Origin of the sequence: Kineococcus gynurae (assembly GCF_042433995.1) — a bacterium.
Taxonomy (GTDB): Bacteria; Actinomycetota; Actinomycetes; order Actinomycetales; family Kineococcaceae; genus Kineococcus; species Kineococcus gynurae.
The window spans coordinates 298581-319115 of the sequence record NZ_JBHLUI010000003.1 but is presented as its reverse complement, the minus strand read 5'-3'; the positions used below and the strand labels follow the sequence as shown (position 1 = coordinate 319115).

Annotated in this window: 22 protein-coding genes; 8 read left to right on the top strand and 14 right to left on the bottom strand. The window is 73.6% G+C overall.

All coding sequences use genetic code 11. From position 1 onward, the window contains the following. Together ACFFKU_RS02890 and ACFFKU_RS02885 are read left to right on the top strand one after the other, a co-directional pair. A complete protein-coding gene (locus ACFFKU_RS02890) occupies positions 1-606 on the top strand; it encodes a hypothetical protein (protein ID WP_380135442.1) in 606 nt (201 codons plus the stop codon). Positions 607-699: 93 nt separating this feature from the next. Further along, a complete protein-coding gene (locus ACFFKU_RS02885; protein ID WP_380135439.1) occupies positions 700-1890 on the top strand; it encodes a serine/threonine-protein kinase in 1191 nt (396 codons plus the stop codon). Between the two features lie 21 nt (positions 1891-1911). Here the strand turns inward: ACFFKU_RS02885 and ACFFKU_RS02880 are convergent, their stop codons facing one another. Beyond that, positions 1912-2328: a VOC family protein gene (locus ACFFKU_RS02880; RefSeq protein ID WP_380135436.1), complete on the bottom strand. Its 417-nt coding sequence runs from the start codon at positions 2326-2328 to the stop codon at positions 1912-1914. A gap of 149 nt (positions 2329-2477) precedes the next feature. Between ACFFKU_RS02880 and ACFFKU_RS02875 the strand changes: the two genes are divergently transcribed. Then, complete coding sequence (locus ACFFKU_RS02875; protein WP_380135434.1) at positions 2478-3233, top strand: polyprenol monophosphomannose synthase; 756 nt, start codon at positions 2478-2480, stop codon at positions 3231-3233. A gap of 52 nt (positions 3234-3285) precedes the next feature. On the opposite strand, the gene ACFFKU_RS02870 is transcribed toward ACFFKU_RS02875, so the two are convergent. The 13 genes from ACFFKU_RS02870 to ACFFKU_RS02810 all read right to left on the bottom strand — a co-directional run bounded on the left by ACFFKU_RS02870 (position 3286) and on the right by ACFFKU_RS02810 (position 15265). Further along, complete coding sequence (locus tag ACFFKU_RS02870) at positions 3286-3786, bottom strand: hypothetical protein (RefSeq protein ID WP_380135432.1); 501 nt, start codon at positions 3784-3786, stop codon at positions 3286-3288. After that, the gene (locus tag ACFFKU_RS02865) at positions 3783-4154 is read right to left on the bottom strand and encodes a response regulator (RefSeq protein ID WP_380135429.1); all 372 of its coding nucleotides are present in this window, start codon (positions 4152-4154) and stop codon (positions 3783-3785) included. Before ACFFKU_RS02865 ends, ACFFKU_RS02870 begins: the two co-directional genes overlap by 4 nt. 2 nt (positions 4155-4156) lie before the next feature. Continuing rightward, complete coding sequence (locus tag ACFFKU_RS02860) at positions 4157-4687, bottom strand: chemotaxis protein CheX (RefSeq protein WP_380135426.1); 531 nt, start codon at positions 4685-4687, stop codon at positions 4157-4159. After that, positions 4684-5067 carry a response regulator gene (locus ACFFKU_RS02855; protein WP_380135424.1) on the bottom strand — a complete coding sequence of 128 codons (384 nt, stop codon included), beginning with the start codon at positions 5065-5067 and terminating at the stop codon, positions 4684-4686. Before ACFFKU_RS02855 ends, ACFFKU_RS02860 begins: the two co-directional genes overlap by 4 nt. Beyond that, complete coding sequence (locus ACFFKU_RS02850; RefSeq protein WP_380135422.1) at positions 5064-5891, bottom strand: CheR family methyltransferase; 828 nt, start codon at positions 5889-5891, stop codon at positions 5064-5066. Before ACFFKU_RS02850 ends, ACFFKU_RS02855 begins: the two co-directional genes overlap by 4 nt. A 3-nt stretch (positions 5892-5894) precedes the next feature. Next, positions 5895-7262, bottom strand: a complete 1368-nt coding sequence (locus tag ACFFKU_RS02845) for a protein-glutamate methylesterase/protein-glutamine glutaminase (protein ID WP_380135421.1) — start codon at positions 7260-7262, stop codon at positions 5895-5897. Between the two features lie 145 nt (positions 7263-7407). Further along, a complete protein-coding gene (locus tag ACFFKU_RS02840) occupies positions 7408-8379 on the bottom strand; it encodes a hypothetical protein (protein WP_380135418.1) in 972 nt (323 codons plus the stop codon). A 123-nt stretch (positions 8380-8502) separates the two neighbouring features. Continuing rightward, positions 8503-8955 (bottom strand): chemotaxis protein CheW, encoded by a 453-nt coding sequence (locus ACFFKU_RS02835; protein WP_380135416.1) that lies wholly within the window; start codon positions 8953-8955, stop codon positions 8503-8505. 2 nt (positions 8956-8957) lie between these two features. Next, positions 8958-11366 (bottom strand): chemotaxis protein CheA, encoded by a 2409-nt coding sequence (locus ACFFKU_RS02830; RefSeq protein ID WP_380135413.1) that lies wholly within the window; start codon positions 11364-11366, stop codon positions 8958-8960. Between the two features lie 96 nt (positions 11367-11462). Continuing rightward, positions 11463-12095 carry a GTP-binding protein gene (locus ACFFKU_RS02825; RefSeq protein WP_380135411.1) on the bottom strand — a complete coding sequence of 211 codons (633 nt, stop codon included), beginning with the start codon at positions 12093-12095 and terminating at the stop codon, positions 11463-11465. Beyond that, positions 12076-12441, bottom strand: coding sequence for a DUF742 domain-containing protein (locus ACFFKU_RS02820; protein ID WP_380135409.1), 366 nt, complete (start codon positions 12439-12441; stop codon positions 12076-12078). The genes ACFFKU_RS02825 and ACFFKU_RS02820 overlap by 20 nt, the downstream gene beginning before the upstream one ends. Then, positions 12438-12914 carry a roadblock/LC7 domain-containing protein gene (locus ACFFKU_RS02815; RefSeq protein WP_380135406.1) on the bottom strand — a complete coding sequence of 159 codons (477 nt, stop codon included), beginning with the start codon at positions 12912-12914 and terminating at the stop codon, positions 12438-12440. Before ACFFKU_RS02815 ends, ACFFKU_RS02820 begins: the two co-directional genes overlap by 4 nt. Positions 12915-12967: 53 nt before the next feature. Beyond that, complete coding sequence (locus tag ACFFKU_RS02810) at positions 12968-15265, bottom strand: sensor histidine kinase (protein ID WP_380135403.1); 2298 nt, start codon at positions 15263-15265, stop codon at positions 12968-12970. A 201-nt stretch (positions 15266-15466) separates the two neighbouring features. Between ACFFKU_RS02810 and ACFFKU_RS02805 the strand changes: the two genes are divergently transcribed. The 5 genes from ACFFKU_RS02805 (at position 15467) to ACFFKU_RS02785 (ending at position 20529) form a co-directional block, all read left to right on the top strand. Further along, entirely contained in the window at positions 15467-16069 is a 603-nt protein-coding gene (locus ACFFKU_RS02805; RefSeq protein ID WP_380135401.1) for an NTP transferase domain-containing protein, read from the top strand. A 10-nt stretch (positions 16070-16079) separates the two neighbouring features. Next, on the top strand, positions 16080-17066 hold the full coding sequence (locus ACFFKU_RS02800) for an NAD(P)H-quinone oxidoreductase (RefSeq protein WP_380135398.1): 987 nt from the start codon (positions 16080-16082) through the stop codon (positions 17064-17066). Positions 17067-17076: 10 nt separating this feature from the next. Then, on the top strand, positions 17077-18849 hold the full coding sequence (locus ACFFKU_RS02795; RefSeq protein ID WP_380135395.1) for a glycoside hydrolase family 15 protein: 1773 nt from the start codon (positions 17077-17079) through the stop codon (positions 18847-18849). Positions 18850-18925: 76 nt separating this feature from the next. Further along, positions 18926-19516 (top strand): TetR/AcrR family transcriptional regulator, encoded by a 591-nt coding sequence (locus ACFFKU_RS02790; RefSeq protein ID WP_380135393.1) that lies wholly within the window; start codon positions 18926-18928, stop codon positions 19514-19516. Continuing rightward, the gene (locus ACFFKU_RS02785) at positions 19513-20529 is read left to right on the top strand and encodes a DMT family transporter (RefSeq protein ID WP_380135390.1); all 1017 of its coding nucleotides are present in this window, start codon (positions 19513-19515) and stop codon (positions 20527-20529) included. The genes ACFFKU_RS02790 and ACFFKU_RS02785 overlap by 4 nt, the downstream gene beginning before the upstream one ends. The last annotated feature ends 6 nt before the right edge of the window (positions 20530-20535 follow it).

The following is a 20535-nucleotide window of genomic DNA, read 5'->3' as shown; positions in this document are numbered from 1 at the left end:
GTGCCGCTGTCCGTCCCGGTCCGCTCGGTGCTGGAACGCCTGCGGTACGCCACGGGCATGCGCGGGGCGGGCCTGGCCCGATCGCGGAACCTCCGGGAACCGCTCTTCGCCGCCCTCGTCCACCGCGACGAGCCCGAGGTCGAGGCCTGGCTGGGCTTCCCGCTGCCCGAGCCGGCTCCGCTGCGCGACGTGGGCCACACCCGCCACTGCCTCACCCGTGACCCCGGGCCGCTTCTCCCGCGGCCCGGGGAGATCGACGACCCCCCGGAGGCCATCCGGGTGTACTGGATCCCCCGGGACGTGGACCCGGCTGCCGTGCACCTCGCCGACCCCGACGAGCTGTCGGTGCTGCCGCTCTCGATCGGCTTCCAGCGGTACCCCTCCCCGCGGGAGGACCGGCCCACGACCCGGTTCGACTCGGCCCCGGGCGGGTACACGTCGGTCACCGTCCGCGGGGTCCGGTACACCGTGCAGCGCTTCGCCGACCGCCGCACCCGGGTCGCCTGGGGCCGGGACGACCTGCCGGGCGACCCCAGGTTCGCCATGGAGGTCCCGCTGCCACCCGTGGAGACCGTGGAGTTCCTGGTCCGCAGTCCTCGTCTGTGACACGGCCGCGTCGACCGGTGATGACCGGCCGGGTGGGCGTCGCTCGGCGCGAAACCCGTGACAGCGGGCCGCGACTCTGATCATCATGAACTCGTGTGGTCCGATCAAGACACCTTCGCCAGTCCGAGCGGCCTCGGGGCCGAGGCGCTCGGCGAGGCCCTCGTCCGCGCCTTCGAGGAGGTGGGGGGCGGGCGGTTGGCGGCCGTCGAGCTCCTCCGCCGCACCGGCACCTGGTTGAGCGAGCTGGACCGGGCGGGGTTCGTCTCCGTCGGCGCCCCGCACCCGGACGACCCCGACTCCCGGCCCCGCGCGGTCATCCGGTGGGGTGGCGCGGTCGAAGCCGTCGACTGGGACGGCCCGCTGCACCACGAGGCCCGCACCCCGGGGCGCGACCCGTTCCTGCTGCTGCTGGCGGCGGCCCTCGCCGGGCGGGCCCCGGCCGGGTTCAACCTCGGCGCCGGGCTGGAGGGTCTCGACCAGGACACCGCCCGCTTCGTCCTGGCCGCGTTCAGCGAGGCCACGCGCGCGCACTCCGAACGGTCCACGGGGCGACGGACCCCCGGGGAACCGGTCGTCGCGTGGCCCGAGGAGCCCCCCACCCGCGCCCGGGAGACGGGCCGACCGGCCGCCGCCCCCGTCCGGGAGCGGGCCACCCGGGAGTGGGTCGAGACGCACCCCGCACCGGTCGTGTCGTTGCCGCTGGCCGCCCCGGTGCGTTCGGTCCTGGAGCAGCTGCGGTCCGCGACCCGGATGCGCCCGGTGGGCGGCGCCCACCAGCGGCACCAGGAGAAGCCCCTGTTCTCGACGTTCGTCCTGCGCCCGGACGAGGAGGTGGAGGAGTGGCTGGACTTCTCCCTCACCCAGCTGGCCCCGCTGGACGACGTCGGTCACGACCGCCGCTGCTTCACCCGGGCCGGGGGTCCGCTGCCCGTCGGCGGGGCCACGGAGCCGGCCGAGCCGGACCAGGTCGAGGTGTACTGGATCCCCCGCGACGTCGCCCCGGAACAGGTCTGCCTGTCCAACCCGGACGAACTGTCGATCGTGCACCTGCGCATCGACCTGGACCCCGACGGCGAGGACGGCGAGGACGGCGCGGGCGCCCCCGGCGACCGAACCACGGTGACCATCCGGGACGTCCGGTACTCGGTGCAGCGCAGCGGGGAACGACGGACCCGGGTGGCCTGGCGACGCGAGGACCGACCGCGCCGCCCCTCCTTCGCGATGAACGTGCCGCTGGCCCCGGTCGACACCGTCGAACTGCTCCTTCGCAGCCCGCGCCTCTGACCTCGACCGGGGCGGTCGGGGTCACTCCGGTGCGCCACCCAGGGAGATGTTGATCAGCCACGGCACCCCGAAACGGTCCACGAAGGCGCCCATCTCGTCGCCCCACATCTGCTTCTCCAGGGGCATCTGGATCTGACCGCCCTCGGACAGCCCGCTGAACCAGCCGCGGAGGGTGTCGACCTCGTCGCCGCTGATGCTCACCGTCATGCCCTGCACGGGCACGGGGTCCGCCCCCGGGGGGAGGTCGGAGGCCATCAGCGTGATCCCGCCGGGCACGTCGAGCTGCGCGTGCATGACCCCCTCGGGATCGACGCCCTCGGGGGCGCCCATGTCGCCGAACGTCATGATGGAGAGCTCGCCGCCCAGGACGCCCTGGTAGAACGTCATGGCCTCGCGGGCCGTCGTGTCGAGGTGCAGGTACGGGTTGAGCTGGGCCATGGCCGTCTCCGGGTTCTCGTTCGGGTCCTCGGGCCGCCGGTCGCGGACCGTCCGCGACTGAGACCCGTCTCAGGTCAGGAAATCATCGCGCGCCGTCCTCGGGTAGCGTCCGACGTCCGTCCGCAGCAGATCCGTCGAAACGAGCAGCAGTGACCCAGGCCTTGCGCACCGTCGTCGTCGTCCCGACGTACGAGGAGGCGGAGAACATCGCCGAGATGCTGCCGGCGCTGCTGAACTCCCCGATCGCCCCCGACGTCCTCGTCGTGGACGACTCCTCCCCGGACGGCACGGGCGGGATCGTCCTGGAGATCGCCGAGCGCTACGACGAGGGTCGGGTGCGGCTGCTGACCCGGGCCGGCAAGGAGGGGCTGGGCGCCGCCTACCGGGCGGGTTTCGCCCGCGCCCTGGAGATCGCGCCGTTCGGGGCCGACCAGTACGACCTGGTGGTCCAGATGGACGCCGACGGTTCGCACCCGATCTCGGCCCTGCCGGCCATGCTCGCGGCCGTGCAGGGGGGTGCCGACCTCGTGCTCGGGGCCCGGTACGTGCCGGGCGGGGCCCTCGACGACGCCTGGCCCTGGTACCGCAAGGCGCTGTCGAAGGGGGCGAACGTCTACGCCCGGACCCTGCTGCGCGCGCCCGTGGCCGACCTCACCGGGGGCTTCAAGATGTGGACGGTGCCGCTGCTGGCGTCGCTGCCGCTGTCCCGGTTGACCGCGACCGGGTACGCCTTCCAGATCCAGACGACGCTGGCCGCCCTCGAACGGGGGGCCACGGTGGCCGAGGTGCCGATCCGGTTCGCCGAACGGACCCGGGGGGCCTCGAAGATGTCCTCGGCGATCATCGGCGAGGCGATGACCTCGGTGCTGAAGATGCGCCGGAACGGCTCGACCGGCGCCCGCTGAGTCGCGGACGCCGGTCGAGGGGTCGAACTGGTCGGGCCGGGGCCCGGGTGCCTCAGAGGCAGACGATGCTGAGGCGGCCCTTGCCGTAGCGGGCGACCTCGACGTTCAGGTCCAGCCGCGGCCCGTTGCGGGTCGCGCCCTCGACGACGTCGTTGCGCAGCACCTCACCCGGTGCGTAGCAGGCGTAGAGCTTGAGGTGCGGGGCGTCGGGCAGGTTGAACAGCGAGGCCATGATGTTGAACACCTCGGCGGCGTTCTCCATCAGGTTGGCCGGCATCTCGCCGTCCTCGATCGCCGCCTCGGCCGCCCCCGGGGGGAGCAGGCCGATCGCGGCACCCATGTGCGCGGTCAGCGTGAAGTCGAACACCCCGACGGCCGCCGACCGCAGGTGGTCGTCGACGTAGAGGGCGACGGCCGAACCCGGGCGGCCCCCGACGGTGCAGGGGTCGCCGTCGCCGACGGTCACGTCGCGGCCGAGGAGGTCCTCCAGCAGGACGCGGACCGCGTGGGTGGTGGGGACCGGCGAGGTCACCACGACGGTGTCGGCGCTCACCGGAGCGCGCCGACGACGGGGTCGAGCGCCTCGGTGAACCCCTCGGCGGTGAACGGCTTCTGGATGAGGAACAGGGCGCCGTTGGCGAGCGCCGTCTCCCGCATGTCGTCGGACCCCTCCGAGGTCACGAAACCGAACGGCGTGGTGTCGCCGGAGCCGCGCAGCGTCTGCAGCAGTTCCAGCCCACCCATGTTGGGCATGTTCCAGTCCGACAGGATCAGACCGGGAGCCTCGGTACGGACGAGGTCGAAGGCGATCCGCCCGTCCTCGGCCTGCACCACGTCGAACCAGTCGAAACCGGCCTGCCGCAGGGTGCGGATGACGATCTGCCGCATCACCCGGCTGTCGTCCACCACCAGGACCTTCATCGTCACACCTTCCAGAAGTCGTCGTTGTCAGTGTCCGTCACGGAGTCCTCGTCCACGCGGCGGGGGCCGCCGGTGACGACGAACGTGACGGGGTGCCCGAGCCAGAACGCGTCGTGACGCGCGAGGCAGTCGGAGCTGTCGAAGCGGATCTTGCCGCGCAGGACCTGGGGCAGGCCCAGCGCGGACACCTCGGGCAGGATCGCCTTGACGTTCCCGCCGATGACGTTGGCGATCTCCCCGAGGGCGTCGGCGACGTCCTCGTCGGGGAGTTCACCCTCCTCGTGCAGCATCGCGGCGGCCAGCAGGCCGGACACCGCGTCGCCGACGAGGACGGAGACCAGGCTGGGCGTCGGACCGTCGATGACGACCGAGGCGTGCAGTTCCACGAACGACTCCGGCCCGGTGGTGGGGTGCGGGTCGAACGCGGGCAGCAGGCCGTCGACGTGGTCCAGGTAGGACTCCCACGTGGCGGCGACGATCTGGGCGAGGTCCTCGTCCCCCAGCAGGACGTCGGTCTGCGAATCGATGCTCATGCGCCGGCCACCTCCGGGAGGAGCCCCAGGAGACCGAGCTTCTCCTGCATGGCGTCCACGGTGAACGGTTTGATGAGGTACTCGTGGGCCCCGGCCGCGAGCGCGCGGACGATCTGGCCGTGCTCGGCCTCGGTGGTGACCATCATCATGGTCATCGACCGGTAGGCGCGGTTGGTCCGGACCTGGGTGACGAACGTCAGCCCGTCCATGACCGGCATGTTCCAGTCGACGGTGGCGAGTTCGGGCAGCGGCCCCTCGGCCAGGACGTCGAGCGCCTGCTGGCCGTCCGCCGCCTCCACCGTCTCGTAACCCAGGTTGCGCAACGCCCCCGCGATGATCTTCCGCATCGCGCGGGAGTCGTCGACGACGAGTGCTCTCATTTCAGTCCTCCGTTCTTGGGGCGATGCACCGAAACTCTTCCGATCATTTCCCGGTCCCAGCCGTCGTCCACGCCGAGCGTGGTCTCCGCACCTCCCAGGAGGACGAACCCGTCGGGCGCCAGGACTCGTCGGACGCGCTGCAGGATGTCGCGCTTGGTGGCGACGTCGAAGTAGATGAGCACGTTGCGCAGGAACACGATGTCGAACCGACCGAGGGCGGTGTAGGGCGACATCAGGTTCATCGTCTGGAACGTGGCCATCTTCTTGAGGTTGTCGTTGACCTCCCACTGCGCACCCGCGCGACGGAAGTTCTTCACCAACATCGGCGCCGGGAGCCCGCGGTTGACCTCCAACTGCGAATATTTCCCGGAGCGGGCCTTCTCGACGCACTCGGTGGAGAGGTCGGTCCCGACGATCTGGACCCGCCACCCCTCGGCCACCGTGTCCGACAGCAGCATGGCGAGGCTGTAGGCCTCCTGACCCGTCGAGCAGGCGGCCGACCAGATGCGCAGGGTGCGCGTGGTCCGCCGGGCCTGCTTCACGGCCGGGAGGATGTGGGAGGTGAAGGCGGTGAACGGGGCCTGGTCCCGGAAGAACGAGGTCTCGTTCGTCGTCATCGCCTCGATGATCGCGGCCTGCGAGCGCCGGTCACCGCGGACCCGGACCCCGTCGATGTAGGCGCTGACGTCGCTGGCTCCGGCAGCCCGGGCCAGCGGGACCAACCGGGACTCGACGAGGTACTCCTTGCCGGGTTCGAGCACGATCGCGCTCTCCCGGCGGACGAGGCCGCAGACCCATTCGAACGCACTGGGCGAGAGGGCCACTGCTCACCACCTTCCAGGGGTTTGTCGACCGGAGCCGGGGGGCGACTGGGTCGTGGCGGGACGCGCGGACCGGGACGGGTCCGGCGTGGGACGGGGGACGGCGGGTCGGGGCGTGGTGACCCGGTTCGGGAACACGAAGCGCCGACCGGGGGTCGCGGGCGTCGGGGACGCGGGGGTCCGCGCCGGCAGCGGGGTCCGCGGCGGGGTCGGCCGGGCGGGGAGCGTCGCGCGCGGGGGCGGGGCGCCCGGCGCGGGGTCCGCGACGGCCGGGGCCGCGGGTCGAGCCGGGCCGGCCCCCGGGGTGCGTCGGCGGATGGCCTCGGCGATCCGGTCCAGCGGCAGGACCTCCTGGGCGGTCCCGTCGCGGGCGACCGCACCGGGCATCCCCCAGACGACCGACGTCGCCTCGTCCTGCACGACGATCTGCCCGCCGGCGGTGGAGACCTCGCGGCACCCGTTGCGCCCGTCGGAACCCATGCCGGTGAGGATCACCGCGAGCAGGTCGCCGCCGAAGAACCGCACGGCGGAGCGGATCATCACGTCGACGGCGGGCCGGCAGAAGTTCTCCGGCGGGCCCTGCTGCAACCGGATCTGCGGTCCGTTGCCGCCGCGCACGACCTCCATGTGGAAGTCACCGGGGGCCACGTAGACCGAGCCGGCCACGACGGGTTCCCCGTCACCGGCCTCGACCACCTTGAGCGCGCACATGCCGTCGAGGCGTTGCGCGTACATCTTCGTGAACACCGGGGGCATGTGCTGGGTGATCAGCACGGGCACCGGGAAGGTCGCGGGCAGACCCTGCAGCACGGTCAGCAGCGCCTCGGGTCCACCGGTGGAGGACCCGATGACCAGGGCCCGCGGACGACCGGTCGCCACGGGGCGTCGGGCCCCGTCCGCGGCGACGGGCAGCGGGGTGCTCGTGGCGGGCAGGCTGGTGCGCGGTGGGGGCGGGTTCAGGGCCGAGGCGGTGAGCGCCTTGAGCCGCGGGATGAGCTGCTCGCGCACCGAGCGCATCGACTCGTCGAACGAGCCGTGGTTGCTGGGTTTGGTGACGTAGTCCGAGGCCCCCGCGTGCAGGGCCTCCAGCGTCGCCGAGGCACCCCGCTCGGTCAGGGTGGAGAACATGATGACCGGCAGGCGCCGCCACCGCTGGCGGATCTGCCGCATGGTCTGCAACCCGTCGAGGACGGGCATCTCGATGTCGAGGGTGACCGCGTCGGGCTTCAGCTCCTCGATGAGCTGCAACCCCTGGGCACCGTCGTTGGCCGTGCCGACCACCTCGATGTCGGCGTCCGCCGAGAGGACGGTCGTGATGAGCTTGCGGATCACCGCCGAGTCGTCGACGACGAGGACACGAACGCGTCGTGGCACCCCGCACCTGACCTCTCCGGGCGACTCTCGTGCCGCCGAACGAGACGCCGTCGTGGCGTCCCCGTTCTCATCGGCCGGAGAGGGCCCGGTCTGAACGCGCGACGCTGCTCCGATCGACGGACATCACGCGGAGGGGGCGTACCCCCTAGTCGCGGCCGAAGACCGAGTCCCAGACGCGCACGAGGATGGCGCGGGCGTCGTAGGACAGGACGTCGACGACGACCTCGGCGTGCACGACGCCGCTGACGATGTTCCACAGGCCGTCGGCGCCGTCGGTCGCGTCGAGACCGCCCGCGCGGAAGGCGCGCACGGCCAGCAGCTGCGCGGCGGCCGCGGTCCGCGTGCGGCCGGTGAGGTGCACGGCCCAGGACGCCTCGTGCACGGCGGAAGCCCACTCGGTGCCGCAGGGGCGGTCGGTGCCCGCGGCGGCGCGCAGCGCGGCGCGGTCGGCGCCGTGCAGCCGGGCCAGCTGGTCGAGGACGTGCCGCACGTCGGCGCGCAGGTCACCCAGGGTGGAGAGCAGGCAGGTCATGCCCTCCAGCGGACCGTCCAGCGGGCTGGAGGCGAAGAAGTCCTCGGGGAGCTCGCGCAGGGCGGCGACGAAGGGGGCCGCGAGCGCGCGGCGCAGGTCGTCGTCGAGGTGGTCGGCCAGGTAGGCGGAGACGGCCGCGTCGGCGAGGACGTCGGCGGCGCGGGCGGCCTCGGTGGTGCGCAGACGGGGACCACCCTCGGTCACGGCCGGGGACCAGGTCCAGTCGAGGACGTCGTCGTGGACGAGCCGGACGAGCGCGTCGGCGTCGGCCAGGGGGCTCGAGCGCAGGACCCGGACGAGGCCCTCGTCGGCGTCGAGCTCGCTGCCGTCGGAGCGGCCGCGGCCGAGCAGGTCGCTCTCGACGCGACGCAGGGACTGCGCGACGTCGGGCTGGGCGGTGGCCGCCGCCCGGACGGCGTCCCAGCGCCGGGCCCGGCCCGCGGCGTCGTGGTGGGCGGCGAGGATCGCGAGGTCACCCTCGGTGCAGGCCAACCCGCGCAGCAGGACGTCGGCCACGGCCGATCCCGCCGGCAACCGGCACAGGTCGAAGCCGAGGACGGGGGAGCTCACCAGGGAGTAGTGCACCCCTGAACCTTGGCACCGCCGTCCCGGGATAGGCCAGACGACTTCACCATTTCGGGTGCATCGGCTCCCCCCTCCGGACGCTCGGTCAGGACCGTGCGTCCGGAAGGGTGGGCCGGTGGGGTCTCAGACCGCGGAGTCGAGGTCCAGGGCCTTGTGCACGTCGAGCACGAGCAGCAGCGCACCGTCCAGCTTGTAGGCGCCCTTGATGAGCTCGCGCAGGGGCCCGTGCAGCGTGTCCGGCGGCGGCTCGAAGGTGCCCTCGGCGGCCTGGACGACCTCGCCGATGGAGTCGACCAGCAGCGACCAGACCTCGTCGGCGTTGCGCACGACGACGTTCATGGCGACCTGGTCCGGCCCGCGGTCGGCCAGCCGGAGCCGGCGCCGCAGGTCGAGGGCGGTGACGACGGAACCGCGGAGGTTGATGAGACCCGCGACGGCCCCGGGGGCCAGCGGCGCGGGGGTGCGGGGCTGCTCGGTGAGCACCTCCTGCACCAGGCTCACCGGGACACCGAAGAGGTGTCCGGCGAGGTGGAACGTCGCCAGCTGCGTCGTGGCGGGCGCGATGGCCGTGGACATGTTCAGACCCCCAGTCGCTGACCGGCCTCGGCGAAGTCCGCCTGGGCGCGTTCGGAGAAGAAGTTCGGGTCCGCGGCGAGGATCGCCGAACGGACGTCGAGGAGCTCGGTGACCCGGTCGCGGATGACGGCCGAACCGACCAGGCCCGCGTCGTCGATGTCGCTGCGGATCCCGTAGCCGGAGACGATGTCGACGATCTCGTCCACGACGATCGCGACGCTGCGGCCGCGGGCGGAGTAGACGACGCCGGGCAGGGTCTGCGGGCCGCCCTCGCCGGCGCCCCACGCCCCACCGAGGTGGTCGGAGAGCCGGACCAGCGGGAGGATCTCGCCGCGGTAGCGGACGACCTCGCGGCGCCCCACGCGTTCGATGTTCTCGACCCGGAACTCCTCCAGGCGCGTGACCACGTCGAGCGGGATCGCGACCCGGCGCTGCTCGCCGATGGCGACGACCAGCAGGCGCTGCTCGTCCTGCGCCGCGGCGACGTGCTCGCTGCGGGTGCTCGACGCGGCCTCGGCCCCGTCGGCCCGCATGATGCGCCGGGCCAGGGACTGCACGTCGAGGATGAGCGAGACGCGGCCGTCGCCGAGGATGGTCGCCCCGGCGTAGCTGCCGATGGCCTTCAGGGCCCCCGACAGCGGCTTGACGACGATCTCCTCGGTGTCCAGGACGCGGTCGACCATGAGGCCGAACCGGCGCCCGTCGCACTCCAGGACCGCGATGACGAAGCTGTCGAGCTGCTCGTCCTCGGGACGGACCAGCTCCAGGGCGTCCTCCAGGCGGACCAGCGGGAGCAGGGTGCCGCGCAGGCGGTAGACCTTCGCGCCCCCGACGTCCTCGATGGCCTTGGGCATCCGCTCGGCGTCCAGGCTCACCAGTTCCAGCAGGTTGACCTGGGGCATCGCGAAGCGCTGCCCGGCGCACTCGACGGTCAGGGCCGGGACGATCGCCAGCGTCAGCGGGATCCGCAGCCGCCACACGGTGCCCTTGCCGGGCACCGACTCGACGTCCACCGAACCACCGATGCGCTCGATGTTGGTGCGCACGACGTCCATCCCGACCCCACGGCCGGAGACGTTGGTGACGACGGCCGCGGTCGAGAAACCGGCCATGAAGAGGAACTGCAGGATCTCGGTGGTCGACATGGCCGCCAGCCGGTCCTGGGACACCAGGCCCTTCTGGACGGCCTTGGCGCCGATGACCGCCGGGTCGATGCCCTTGCCGTCGTCGCTGACCTCGACGAGGACCTGACCGCCCTCGTGGGCGGCGCGCAGCTTCAGGCGCCCGGTCTCGTCCTTGCCCGCGGCGACCCGCACGTCCGGCGGCTCGATGCCGTGGTCGACGGCGTTGCGGACGATGTGGGTCAACGGGTCCTTGACCGCCTCGAGCAGGGTGCGGTCGAGCTCGGTGTCGCCGCCCTCCATCTCCAGGCGGATCTTGCGGCCGAGCTGGTTGCCGAGGTCGCGCACGACGCGCGGCAGCTTGGACCAGAGGTGGTCGATGGGCTGCATGCGGGTCCGCATGACGCCCTCCTGCATCTCGCTCGCGACGAGGTTCAGGCGGTGGCAGGCGCGGGTCAGTTCCTCGTCGCGCAGGGCGGCGGCCCGCTGCAGGATCTGGTTGCGGGCCAGGACCAGCTCGCCGGCCTGCCGGACCAGGGACTCCAGGAGCTCCACGTCGACGCGGATGGAGGCCTCGGCGACGGCGCTGGAGGTGGCCTTCTCCTCGGTCGCCGGGGCGGGCGGAGCGGCGGGGGCCGGAGCCGCGGGGGCCGGGGTCGCGGGGGCCGGGGTCGCGGGGACGACGGGAGCCACCTCGGCGACGGGGGCCGGGGCGGGAGCGGGGGTGGGGGTCTCGACCGGCGCCTCGGCGGCGGGGGCCACGACGACCGGGGTCGCGGGGGTCTCGGCGGACGCCTCGGCGGCGGGGGCCTCGGTGGCGGGAGCCTCGGTGGCGGGAGCCTCGGTGGCGGGAGCCTCGGCGACGGGGGTGGCCGGGGCCGCGGCGGCCGGCGCGGGCACCTCGCCGTCGAGGACGGCGCGGATGGCGGTGACGACGTCGTCGACGTTCACCTCGGCCCCTTCGGAGCCGGTCGCCTCGATGCTGGCGAGCAGGGCGCGGACGGTGTCGACCATGCGCAGCAGGACGTCGGTGGTCGAGGGGACCAGCGTCATCTGCTTGTCCCGCAGCCGGGCCAGCAGGTTCTCCCCGACGTGGGTCACCGACTCCAGGCGCGAGAAGGCGAGGAAGCCGCTGGTGCCCTTGATGGTGTGGATGGTGCGGAAGATGCTCGACAGCAGTTCCCGCGAGTCGGGCTGCTGCTCCAGGGCCACCAGGTCGGAGTCCAGCTGGTCCAGGTTCTCGTAGCTCTCGACGAGGAACTCTTGGACGATCTCGTCCATGTCGTCCATGCGCGGCCGCTCCCAGGTCACTCGTGGCCCGTTGGCGGGCCGCTGCTCTACCCCGACCTCATCGGCAGGACGGCCCCGAGTCTGAACCGCGGGCGATCAGGGGTTCTGCAGGCGGCGGAGCGCGGTCTGGACGACCGTGATCAGGGCGTGCTTGGTCGCGGAACGGCTGCGGGCGTCGGTGTAGAGGACGGGCACGTGCGGCGCCACGGCCAGGGCGTCCCGCACGGCGTCGAGCTCGTGCTGGGCGATGCCGTCGAAGCAGTTGACCGCGACGACGAAGGGGATGCCCCGCGACTCGAAGTAGTCCACGGCCGCGAAGCACTGGTCGAGACGATCGGTGTCCACCAGGACGACCGCACCGATCGCGCCGCGCACCAGGTCGTCCCACATGAACAGGAAGCGGTCCTGACCCGGGGTCCCGAACAGGTACAGCCAGAGGTTGCCGGGCAGGGCGATCCGGCCGAAGTCCATGGCGACCGTGGTCGCGGTCTTGCGCGCGGTGTTGAGTCCGGCGTCGTCGACACCGACCGAGTGCTCGGTCATCGCGGCCTCGGTGCGCAACGGGTCGATGTCGGAGATCGACCCGATGAAGGTCGTCTTGCCGACCGCGAACCCGCCGGCCACGACGATCTTCACGACCGTGGGTGGGGCCCCGGTCGCGGCGGGCGGGGTGGAGCGCTGGACCCGCAGGTCGCGGCCCGTGGCGGCGTCAGAGCGCGGAAATGCCATGCAGAACACTCTCCAGAAGCTGCTGGGCGGTGGCCTCGGTGGGACGGGCGGCGGTGTGCACGGTGACCTGACCGCCCTCGACGAGATCCCCGACGACGACCCGGACCACCCCGACGGGCAGGGCCAGGTGGGCCGAGAGCTCGGCCACCGAGAGGAATTCGTGGGCGGTGCGGGCCAGGATCAGGCGTCGTTCGGGCAGCATCCCGGCCCGGGGCGGGGTGCGGGCCTCGACGAGCGTCTCGTACCCGAGCTCGACGGCCGGACGGGTCCGTCCACCGGTCAGCGTGTAGGGACGCACGACGGCACCGGTCTCGAACTCCGCCGGGGTCTCCGGGACCTCGGTCATGGGCTCACCGCCATGGTCACGGGCAGCTTGGCCCGCATCTCCGAGACGAGCTGCGGGGTCAGGACCGCCTCGCACCGCTGCACGAGCATCGCCATCTCGTAGCCGATGAGGCCGACGTCGCACCCGGCCTCGGCGGAGACGGCGAGGACCGAACCGTCGGAGATGTTGACCAGGAAGAAGAACGAGTCGTCCATCTCGATGATGGCCTGCCGCACGTCGCCGGCCTCGAGCTGACGGGCGGCCCCCCGCGCGAGGCTCGCGACCCCGGCGACGATGGCGGCGAGCTGGTCCCCGGCCTCGCGGGAGAGGTCGGCCTCCCCGGCCGTGGAACCGCTCGCGGCGGCCGAGGTGGACATGGCCATCAGCAGGCCGTCGGCGGAGACGACGACGGTGTGCCGGACCCCGGGGGTGGTGCGGGAGAACGTGTCCAGCAACCAGCTGAAGTCGGCGGCCTCGGAACTCAGGGGGCTCACGGTGGGGGTCCTCTCGCGGGGGACGGGATCGGGGGTTCGGGGGCGGTCGTCGTTCAGCGGTCGTCGGCGCTCTCGTCGGCGGCGTCGGCGGGGACGCCGGCCGGGCGGGGGCTGCGCGGACGGGTCGGCGTCGGCTTGAGCCCGATCCGTCCGGCCGTCGCCGGGGTCGGTTCCGGAGTCGGTTCGTCACCGGCCCCGGTCGGGGGGGCCGGCTCCGGTGCGGCCGCGGGCGGTTCCCCGCCCCCGGCCCGGGCCCGGTCCACCCCGGCCTGGAAACCGGACAGCATCGACCGCACGTCGGCGGGGGCGCGGCGCTGCCGGGACTCCGGCGTGGGACGGGGTTCCGGGGCGGGGGTCTCCACCACGGGGGCCGCCGGACGTCGGACCAGCGGAACCCCGCCGGCCGCCACCTGCGGGACGTAGCGTCCGGGGTCCTCGGACTCGACCGGGGCCTTTTCCGCCGCGACCTCCGCGACCTCCGCGACCTCCGCGACCTCCGCGACCTCCGCGACCTCACGGTCGACCGGTTCGACCGGGGCCGGTCCGGCCCCGGGTGCCTCGACGGACGTCCCGCCGGGTTCCGGTGCCGCATCCGTGGTCCCGGGACGGGTTCCCGGCGTGGTGGTCGGGACGTCCACGGGCGACGCGGCGTCGGACTTCCGACGGTTCCGGGTGCGGCGCCGCGTCCGCGCGGCCGAGGTCTCGGCGGGCGGCGGGTCGAACCAGCCCGACGCGTCGACCGGCCGCAACCCCTCGGTCGGCGCGGGGGCCGCCGCCTCGGCGCGGGCCTGCACGCTCATCTCGTCCTCGATCTCGCGGGCGATCTCGGGCGTGATGAGCGGCGGGACGATCGGGGTGCTCGTCGAGTAGCGGCCCCCCTTGCGCGTGGACCAGAACGCCGCGGCCACCCCGCGCCGCTGCGCCGGGTGCCGACGGCTCGCGCGGTGCCGACCGGCCTTGGGGAGGATGTCCTCGGCCGCCCCGAGCGTCGCGGGCATCACCTGCGGGGTGCGCTGGGGCATCTCGACGGCGTCCGTGCCGTCGGCGACCGCGACCGGCACGAACTCCGACGTGCTCTCGCCCCAGGTGAAGCGGGTCAGGTCCGGGGTGACGATGGTGTCGGCGCCGGCCCCCGCGTCGGTTCCGACCGCCGCGACCACCGGTTCCGTCGGGACGGCCGGTTCCGTCGAATCGGGCGACGGGGTGGTCGCGGGGTCGACGAGGTCGCCGAACGGGTCCAGGTCGTCGAGGCCGGCGAGGTCGTCGGTCACCGCCGGGTCGGACATCGCGGGTTCGAACAGCGTAGGCGGCAGGACCAGGGTGATCGTCGTCCCGTCCCCGGGTTCGGCGGCGAACTCGATCTCGACGTCCAGCCGCGCGGCGAGTCGCCCGACCACGTAGAACCCCAGGCAGGGCGAACCGATGAACTCCTCGCCGCCCGCTCCCCCGGCCAGGATGCGGTAGCCGGCGGTGCTGATGTCCTCCTCGCTCATCCCGAGCCCGCCGTCGGCGATGCTGAGCTCCACCCCGCGGTCGGTCTCCTGGGTGCGGACCAGCACGCGCTTGTCCGGGTCGGAGAACCGGGTGGCGTTGTCCAGCAGCTCGGCGACGAGGTGGGCCGCGGGCAGCGCGAGGTAGCCGTGGACCCGACGTTCGGTGCCGGGCGCCAGGTCGACCCGGGCGTAGGCCTCGATCTCACCCGCCGCGGTCCGGACGACGTCGGAGAGGGCGAGCGGGGTGCGTAGCTGACGCCCCGAGGGCGTCCCGGCCAGGACGAGCAGGGATTCGGCGTTGCGCCGCATCCGGGTCGCCAGGTGGTCCAGGACGAACAGCTTCTCGAGGTCGTCGGGGTCCTGCTCGCTGCGTTCGAGGGAGTCGAGCAGGGTCAGCTGCCGCGAGAGGAGGGTCTGGTCGCGGCGGGCCACGGTGACGATGGTCTGGGTGATGCCGACCCGGAGTGCGGCCTGCTCCTGGACGATCTGCGCGGTGGTCCCCCCGAGGTCGGCGAGCACCGTCTCCAGCCGGCCCACCTCGTCGGCCTCGCCGGCCTCGTCGGGACGCGTGATGCTGAGGCCCCCGTCGCCGCTGAGCAGACCGGGCAGCTCCTCGCGCAGCCGACCGGTGGTGGCGGCGAGGTCGTCGAGCCGGGCCAGGGCGTGCCGGGCCGCGGCCACCGAGACCACGGCGCCGACCGTCAGCAGCACCAGACCACCCAGGGCCAGCGGGAGCTGCAGGGCCCCGCCGGTCGATCCGGCGACGGCCACGAGACCCAGGACGGCGAGCAGCAGAAGGAGCAGGGGCACCGCCAGGGTGACGAGCAGCGATGCGCGAATGCTGAGGTTCCGCAGCATGACGACCTTCCGGGCCGGAGGTGGAGCAGACGTCTGGCTATCGGCCACCGAACGGCCGATCCGAGCCGGACGGGGGAACGAGTGGGACGGGTGGGACGGTTGAGGACGAGCAGGACGTTGTGATCGAACCGTCGTCCCGTCCGTCCCGCGAGTTACCGCGTGTCGCATAGTAGCTACAAAGAGTCACGTCAGGGAGGGTCGATGCGCTCGCTCGTGGTGGTCGTGGCCGGCGGCGCGGGTCGCCGGTTCCGGTCCGGGGGCGGGGGTGAGGACAAGCTCGCGGCGCCCCTGGGCCGCTCGACGGTGCTGGGTCGGCTTCTGGCCGATCTCGACCGACTGCGCGAGGAGGGTGTCGTCGACGACCTGCTGCTGGTGGGACCCGATCGCGGCGAGGGGCGGCGCCGGGTCCGGGAGGACCCGCCGGGGGGTGGACCGGCGGCGGCGCTGGCCGCGGCCCTCGGTGCCGCCGGGCCCGACGTCGACGTCCTCGTGCTCCTCGGCGCCGACCAACCCTTCGCCGCCTCCGCCGTCCCACGCCTGCTCGGGGCCCTGTCCGAGGACCCCACCGCGGCCGGGGTCCTCGGCCGCGACCCGTCCGGGTACCCCCAGCCGCTGCTGTCGGCCCACCGGCGCGCGCGCCTCGGGGTCCCGGTCCCGGGGGCCCCGCTGCGGGCCGCGTTCGGCACCCCGCTGCTGGACGTCGCCCTCACCGACCGGGAGTGCCTCGACGTCGACACCCCCGACGACCTGGACCGCGCGTCCCGGGCGATCTCCGGCGGTGCGGGGCGTCCGGGGCGGTCGTAGGGTCCGCAGGGTGCGCGCCGTCCTCGTCGAAGCCCCCGGTGACCCCGGGTCGCTGCTGGTCCGCGACGTGCCGGACCCCGTCCCCGCCGCCGGCGAGGTGCTCGTGGACGTGGTCGCGGCGGGGGTGAACCGGGCCGACGTCATGCAGCGGCAGGGCCACTACCCGCCCCCGCCGGGCGCCTCGGAGGTCCTCGGGCTGGAGGTGTCCGGCCGCGTCGCCGCCGTGGGCGACGGGGTCGAGGACTGGCCGGTCGGGACCGAGGTCTGCGCGCTGCTGGCGGGGGGCGGGTACGCCGAGCGCGTGGCCGTCCCGGTCGGGCAGGTGCTGCCCGTGCCCGCCGGGGTCGGGCTGGTCGAGGCGGCCGCCCTGCCCGAGGTCACCTGCACGGTGTGGAGCAACGTGTTCCTGGGCGCGGGGCTGCGTCCCGGCGACCTCCTGCTCGTCCACGGGGGCGGCAGCGGCATCGGGACCATGGCGATCCAGCTGGCCACCGCGATCGGCGCCCGGGTCGCGGTGACCGCGGGCAGCGCCGGGAAGTTGCAGCGGTGCGCCGAGTTCGGCGCCGAGATCCTCGTGAACTACCGCGAGCAGGATTTCGTCGCCGAGATCGCCGCCGCCACCGACGGGCGGGGGGCCGACGTGGTGCTCGACGTCGTCGGGGCGAAGTACCTGTCCCGCAACGTGGAGGTGCTCGCCCGGCACGGTCGTCTCGTCGTCGTGGGCCTGCAGGGGGGCGCCCGGGCCGAGCTCGACCTGGCGGCGCTGCTGGCGAAGTGCGCCTCCGTCACCGCCACGGCCCTGCGGTCGCGACCCGCGGCGGAGAAGGCGGAGATCGTCGACAGCGTGCGCGACCACGTCTGGCCCCTGGTGGCCGACGGCGCCGTGCGTCCGGTCGTGGACCGCACCTTCGGACTGGAGGAGGTCGCCGAGGCCCACCGGCTGCTGGAGGAGTCCGGGCACGTCGGCAAGATCCTGCTCACCACGGGTGCCGCGTGAGCGGCGCCACGTGAGTTCCGCGCGACTCGCGGCACCCCCCGCGCTGGGCCGCGAGTTCCCCCCGCACGTCCTGCGCGACTACGCCCTCATCGCCGACGGTGCCCGGGGCGGCCTGGTGGGGCCGCGCGGGGACATCGTCTGGATGTGCGCGCCGCACTGGCACGACGACGCGATCTTCTCCTCGCTGCTCGGGGGACGCGGGGTCTTCGCCGTCACCCCGACCCACCCCTTCGTCTGGGGCGGGCACTACGAGGACGGCACCCTGATCTTCCGGCACCGGTGGGTGAGCCGCGGGGACGGCACGATGACCTGCCGCGACGCGCTCGGCATGCCCAGCCGACCGGACAAGGCCGTGGTGCTGCGGCAGGTGCACGCCGAGGCCGGGGACGCCCAGGTCGAGGTCGTCCTCGACCTCCGCTCCGGGTTCGGGGCCCGGTCGTTGCGCGAGCTGCACCGCGACGACGACGGGGTCTTCACCGCCCGCACGGGAGATCTCCGGGTCCGGTTGACGGGTCTGCCGCAGGCCCGGGTCGACGACGACGGCGTCCTGCGCGCCGAGCTGCGCGTGCCGGCCGGTCAGCGGCACGACCTCGTGCTGGAGGTCGGGACCGGGCACTTCGACGAACGCGTCGACCCCGCCCACTCCTGGACGGCCACGGAGCACACCTGGCGCTCCGCGGTCCCGGAGGTCGAGAACTCCGTCGCCCCCGCGGAGGCCCGGCACTCCTACGCGGTGATCCGGGGACTCACGTCCGACGACGGTGGCATGGTCGCCGCGGCCACGATGTCGCTGCCCGAGCACGCCAGCAAGGGCCGCAGCTACGACTACCGCTACGCCTGGATCCGGGACCAGTGCTACGCCGGGTTGGCGATGGCCCAGTGCGGCGGCCCCTACCCGCTGTTCGACTCCCTCGTCCGGTTCGTCACCGGCCGGGTGCTCGAGGACGGGCGGGACCTCGTGCCCGCCTACACCGTCCTCGGCGCCCCCGTCCCCGAGGAACGCTCGGTCGGGCTGCCCGGGTATCCGGGCGGGTGGGACATCGCGGGCAACCACGTGCGCAAGCAGTTCCAGCTCGACGCGTTCGGCGAGGTGCTGCAACTGCTCGCCACCGCCGAGGCCTTCGACCGGCTCGACGCCGACGGGTGGCGGGCGGTGGAACTCGCCGTGGCGACGATCGCGGAGCGGTGGGACGAACCCGAGGCCGGGATCTGGGAGATCCAGGACGACTGGTGGGCCCATTCCCGGTTGGAGTGCGTGGCGGGGCTGCGCAGCATCGCCTCGGTCGCCAACCCCGCCGACGCCGCCCGGGCCGCGACCCTGGCCGACAAGATCCTCGCGGCGACGGCCGAACGCTGCCTGCACCCGACCGAGGGGCGGTGGCAACGCAGTCCCTCCGAACCGGGGGTCGACGCCGCGCTGCTGCGGCCCTCGCTGCACGGCGGGATCCCGGTCGACGACCCGCGGCAGCGCGCCACGCTGCGGGCGGTGCAACGCGACCTGGTCCAGGACCACCACGTCTACCGCTACTCCCCCGACTCGATGCCGTTGGGCAGCACCGAGGGTGCGTTCCTGCTCTGCGGGTTCATCCTCGCCGAGAACCTGCACGCCGTCGGCGACGAGGTCGAGGCGTTCCGGGTGTTCGAGCGCAACCGGGCCGCCTGCGGTCCCGCCGCCCTGCTGAGCGAGGAGTGGGACGTCGGGCAGCGGCAGCTGCGCGGGAACCTGCCGCAGGCGTTCGTCCACGCGGGGCTCATCTCGAGCTCGGTGCGGCTCGCCGGCTGACCGTGCGTCTGCCGGGGCCCTCGGCGGTCCCTGTCGTGGGTAGACAGGTCTACCCATTTTGCTGGAAGATGCCTGCGTGCCGGAAGCCACGACCCCCGCCCGACGACGACCCGCCCGGGAGCGGCTGCTGGCCGCCGCCGCCCGGCGGTTCTACGCCGACGGCATCGCGGCCACCGGGATCGACACGGTCACCGCCGAGGCCGGGGTCGCGAAGATGAGCCTCTACAACAACTTCGCCTCCAAGGCCGACCTCGTGCAGGCCTACCTGGAGGCCCGCCACCAGGAGTGGCTCGACCTTCACGCGGCCCGGGTCGCGGTCGCGACCTCCCCCCAGGAGCGGGTGCTGGCGGTCTTCGACGCCTACCTGGACCACGCCGAGAGCGCCTACGAGCACGGGTTCCGCGGCTGCGGTCTGCTGAACGCCGCCGCCGAGCTCCCCGTGGGGGACCCGGGACGCTCGACCGCGCACCGGCACAAGCAGGAGGTGCTGGGTCTCGTGCGCACCCACCTCGGCGAGCTGACCTCTGCCCGGCACGCGAACGACCTGGCCGATCACTTGTTCTTCCTGCTGGAGGGGTCCATGGCGCGCGCGGGACTGGAGGGCGACCCGGCCCCGATCGTGCGGGCCCGGACACTCGCGGGAACGCTCCTGGCGACCGTGCCGTGATCCCGGTCCTGCTCGCCTCCCTGCTCTGGGGGACCACCGGGACCGCCGCCACCCTGCTGCCGTCCAACGTCACCCCGCTCGCCGTGGGCGCCGCCACGATGGCCCTCGGCGGGATCGTCCTCGCCCTCAGCGCGCCCCGCCGGGTCGCCGTGGTTCTGCGCGGTGGACGCGGGACCTGGCGAGAACTGGTTCCGGGTGCGGTGCTCGTGGGCGTCTACCCCCTCGCCTTCTACTCGTCCATGAGCCTGGCCGGGGTGGCCATCGGCAACGTGGTCTCGCTCGGGACCGCCCCGGTCTTCGCCGTCGTCCTGGAACTCCTCCGGGAAACTCCGTCCCGCCGCCGTCCGCCGTCGGCCCGATGGATGCGGGCCGCCGGGGCCTCGGTCGCCGGGGTCGCGATCCTCGCCCTGTTCGGCCACGGTCCCGCACCCGGCGGTCCCGGCACCGAACCCCCGAACGTCCCGCTCGGGATCGCCTGCGGCGCGGTGGCCGGCCTGGCTTACGCCGGGTACACCGGAACCGCGGGCCGGCTCCTGGCCGACGGGTTCCCGTCGCGCGGTGCGGTCGGCGCGCAGTTCGGCCTGGGCGCACTCCTGCTGTGGCCGGTACTGATCCTGACCGGCGGCCCGTTGCTCGGCGACGCACCCGCCGCGGGGTCCGCCTCGGAACTCGCGCTGGCCCTCGGGAACCCCGCTCCGTGGCAGGTCGTCACCTACCTCGCCCTCGGTCCGATGGTCATCGCGTACCTGTTGTTCGGCCACGGGTTGCGCTCGGTGACGAGTTCGCAGGCGACCACGCTCACCCTCGTCGAACCTTTCGCGGCAACCCTGCTGGCGGTCCTCGTCCTCGGTGAACGGCTGACGGCGACGGGCTGGCTGGGCCTGGGAATGGTGCTGTGCGGGGTGATCGCCGTGGCGCGGCAGAGCTCCCGTCCGGACCGGGCCGGAACCGCCCGGGAGGGTGTCGTGCTGACTCGGCGGACCGCGGGTGCGCCTGCGTCCGTCGACCGCTGACACACT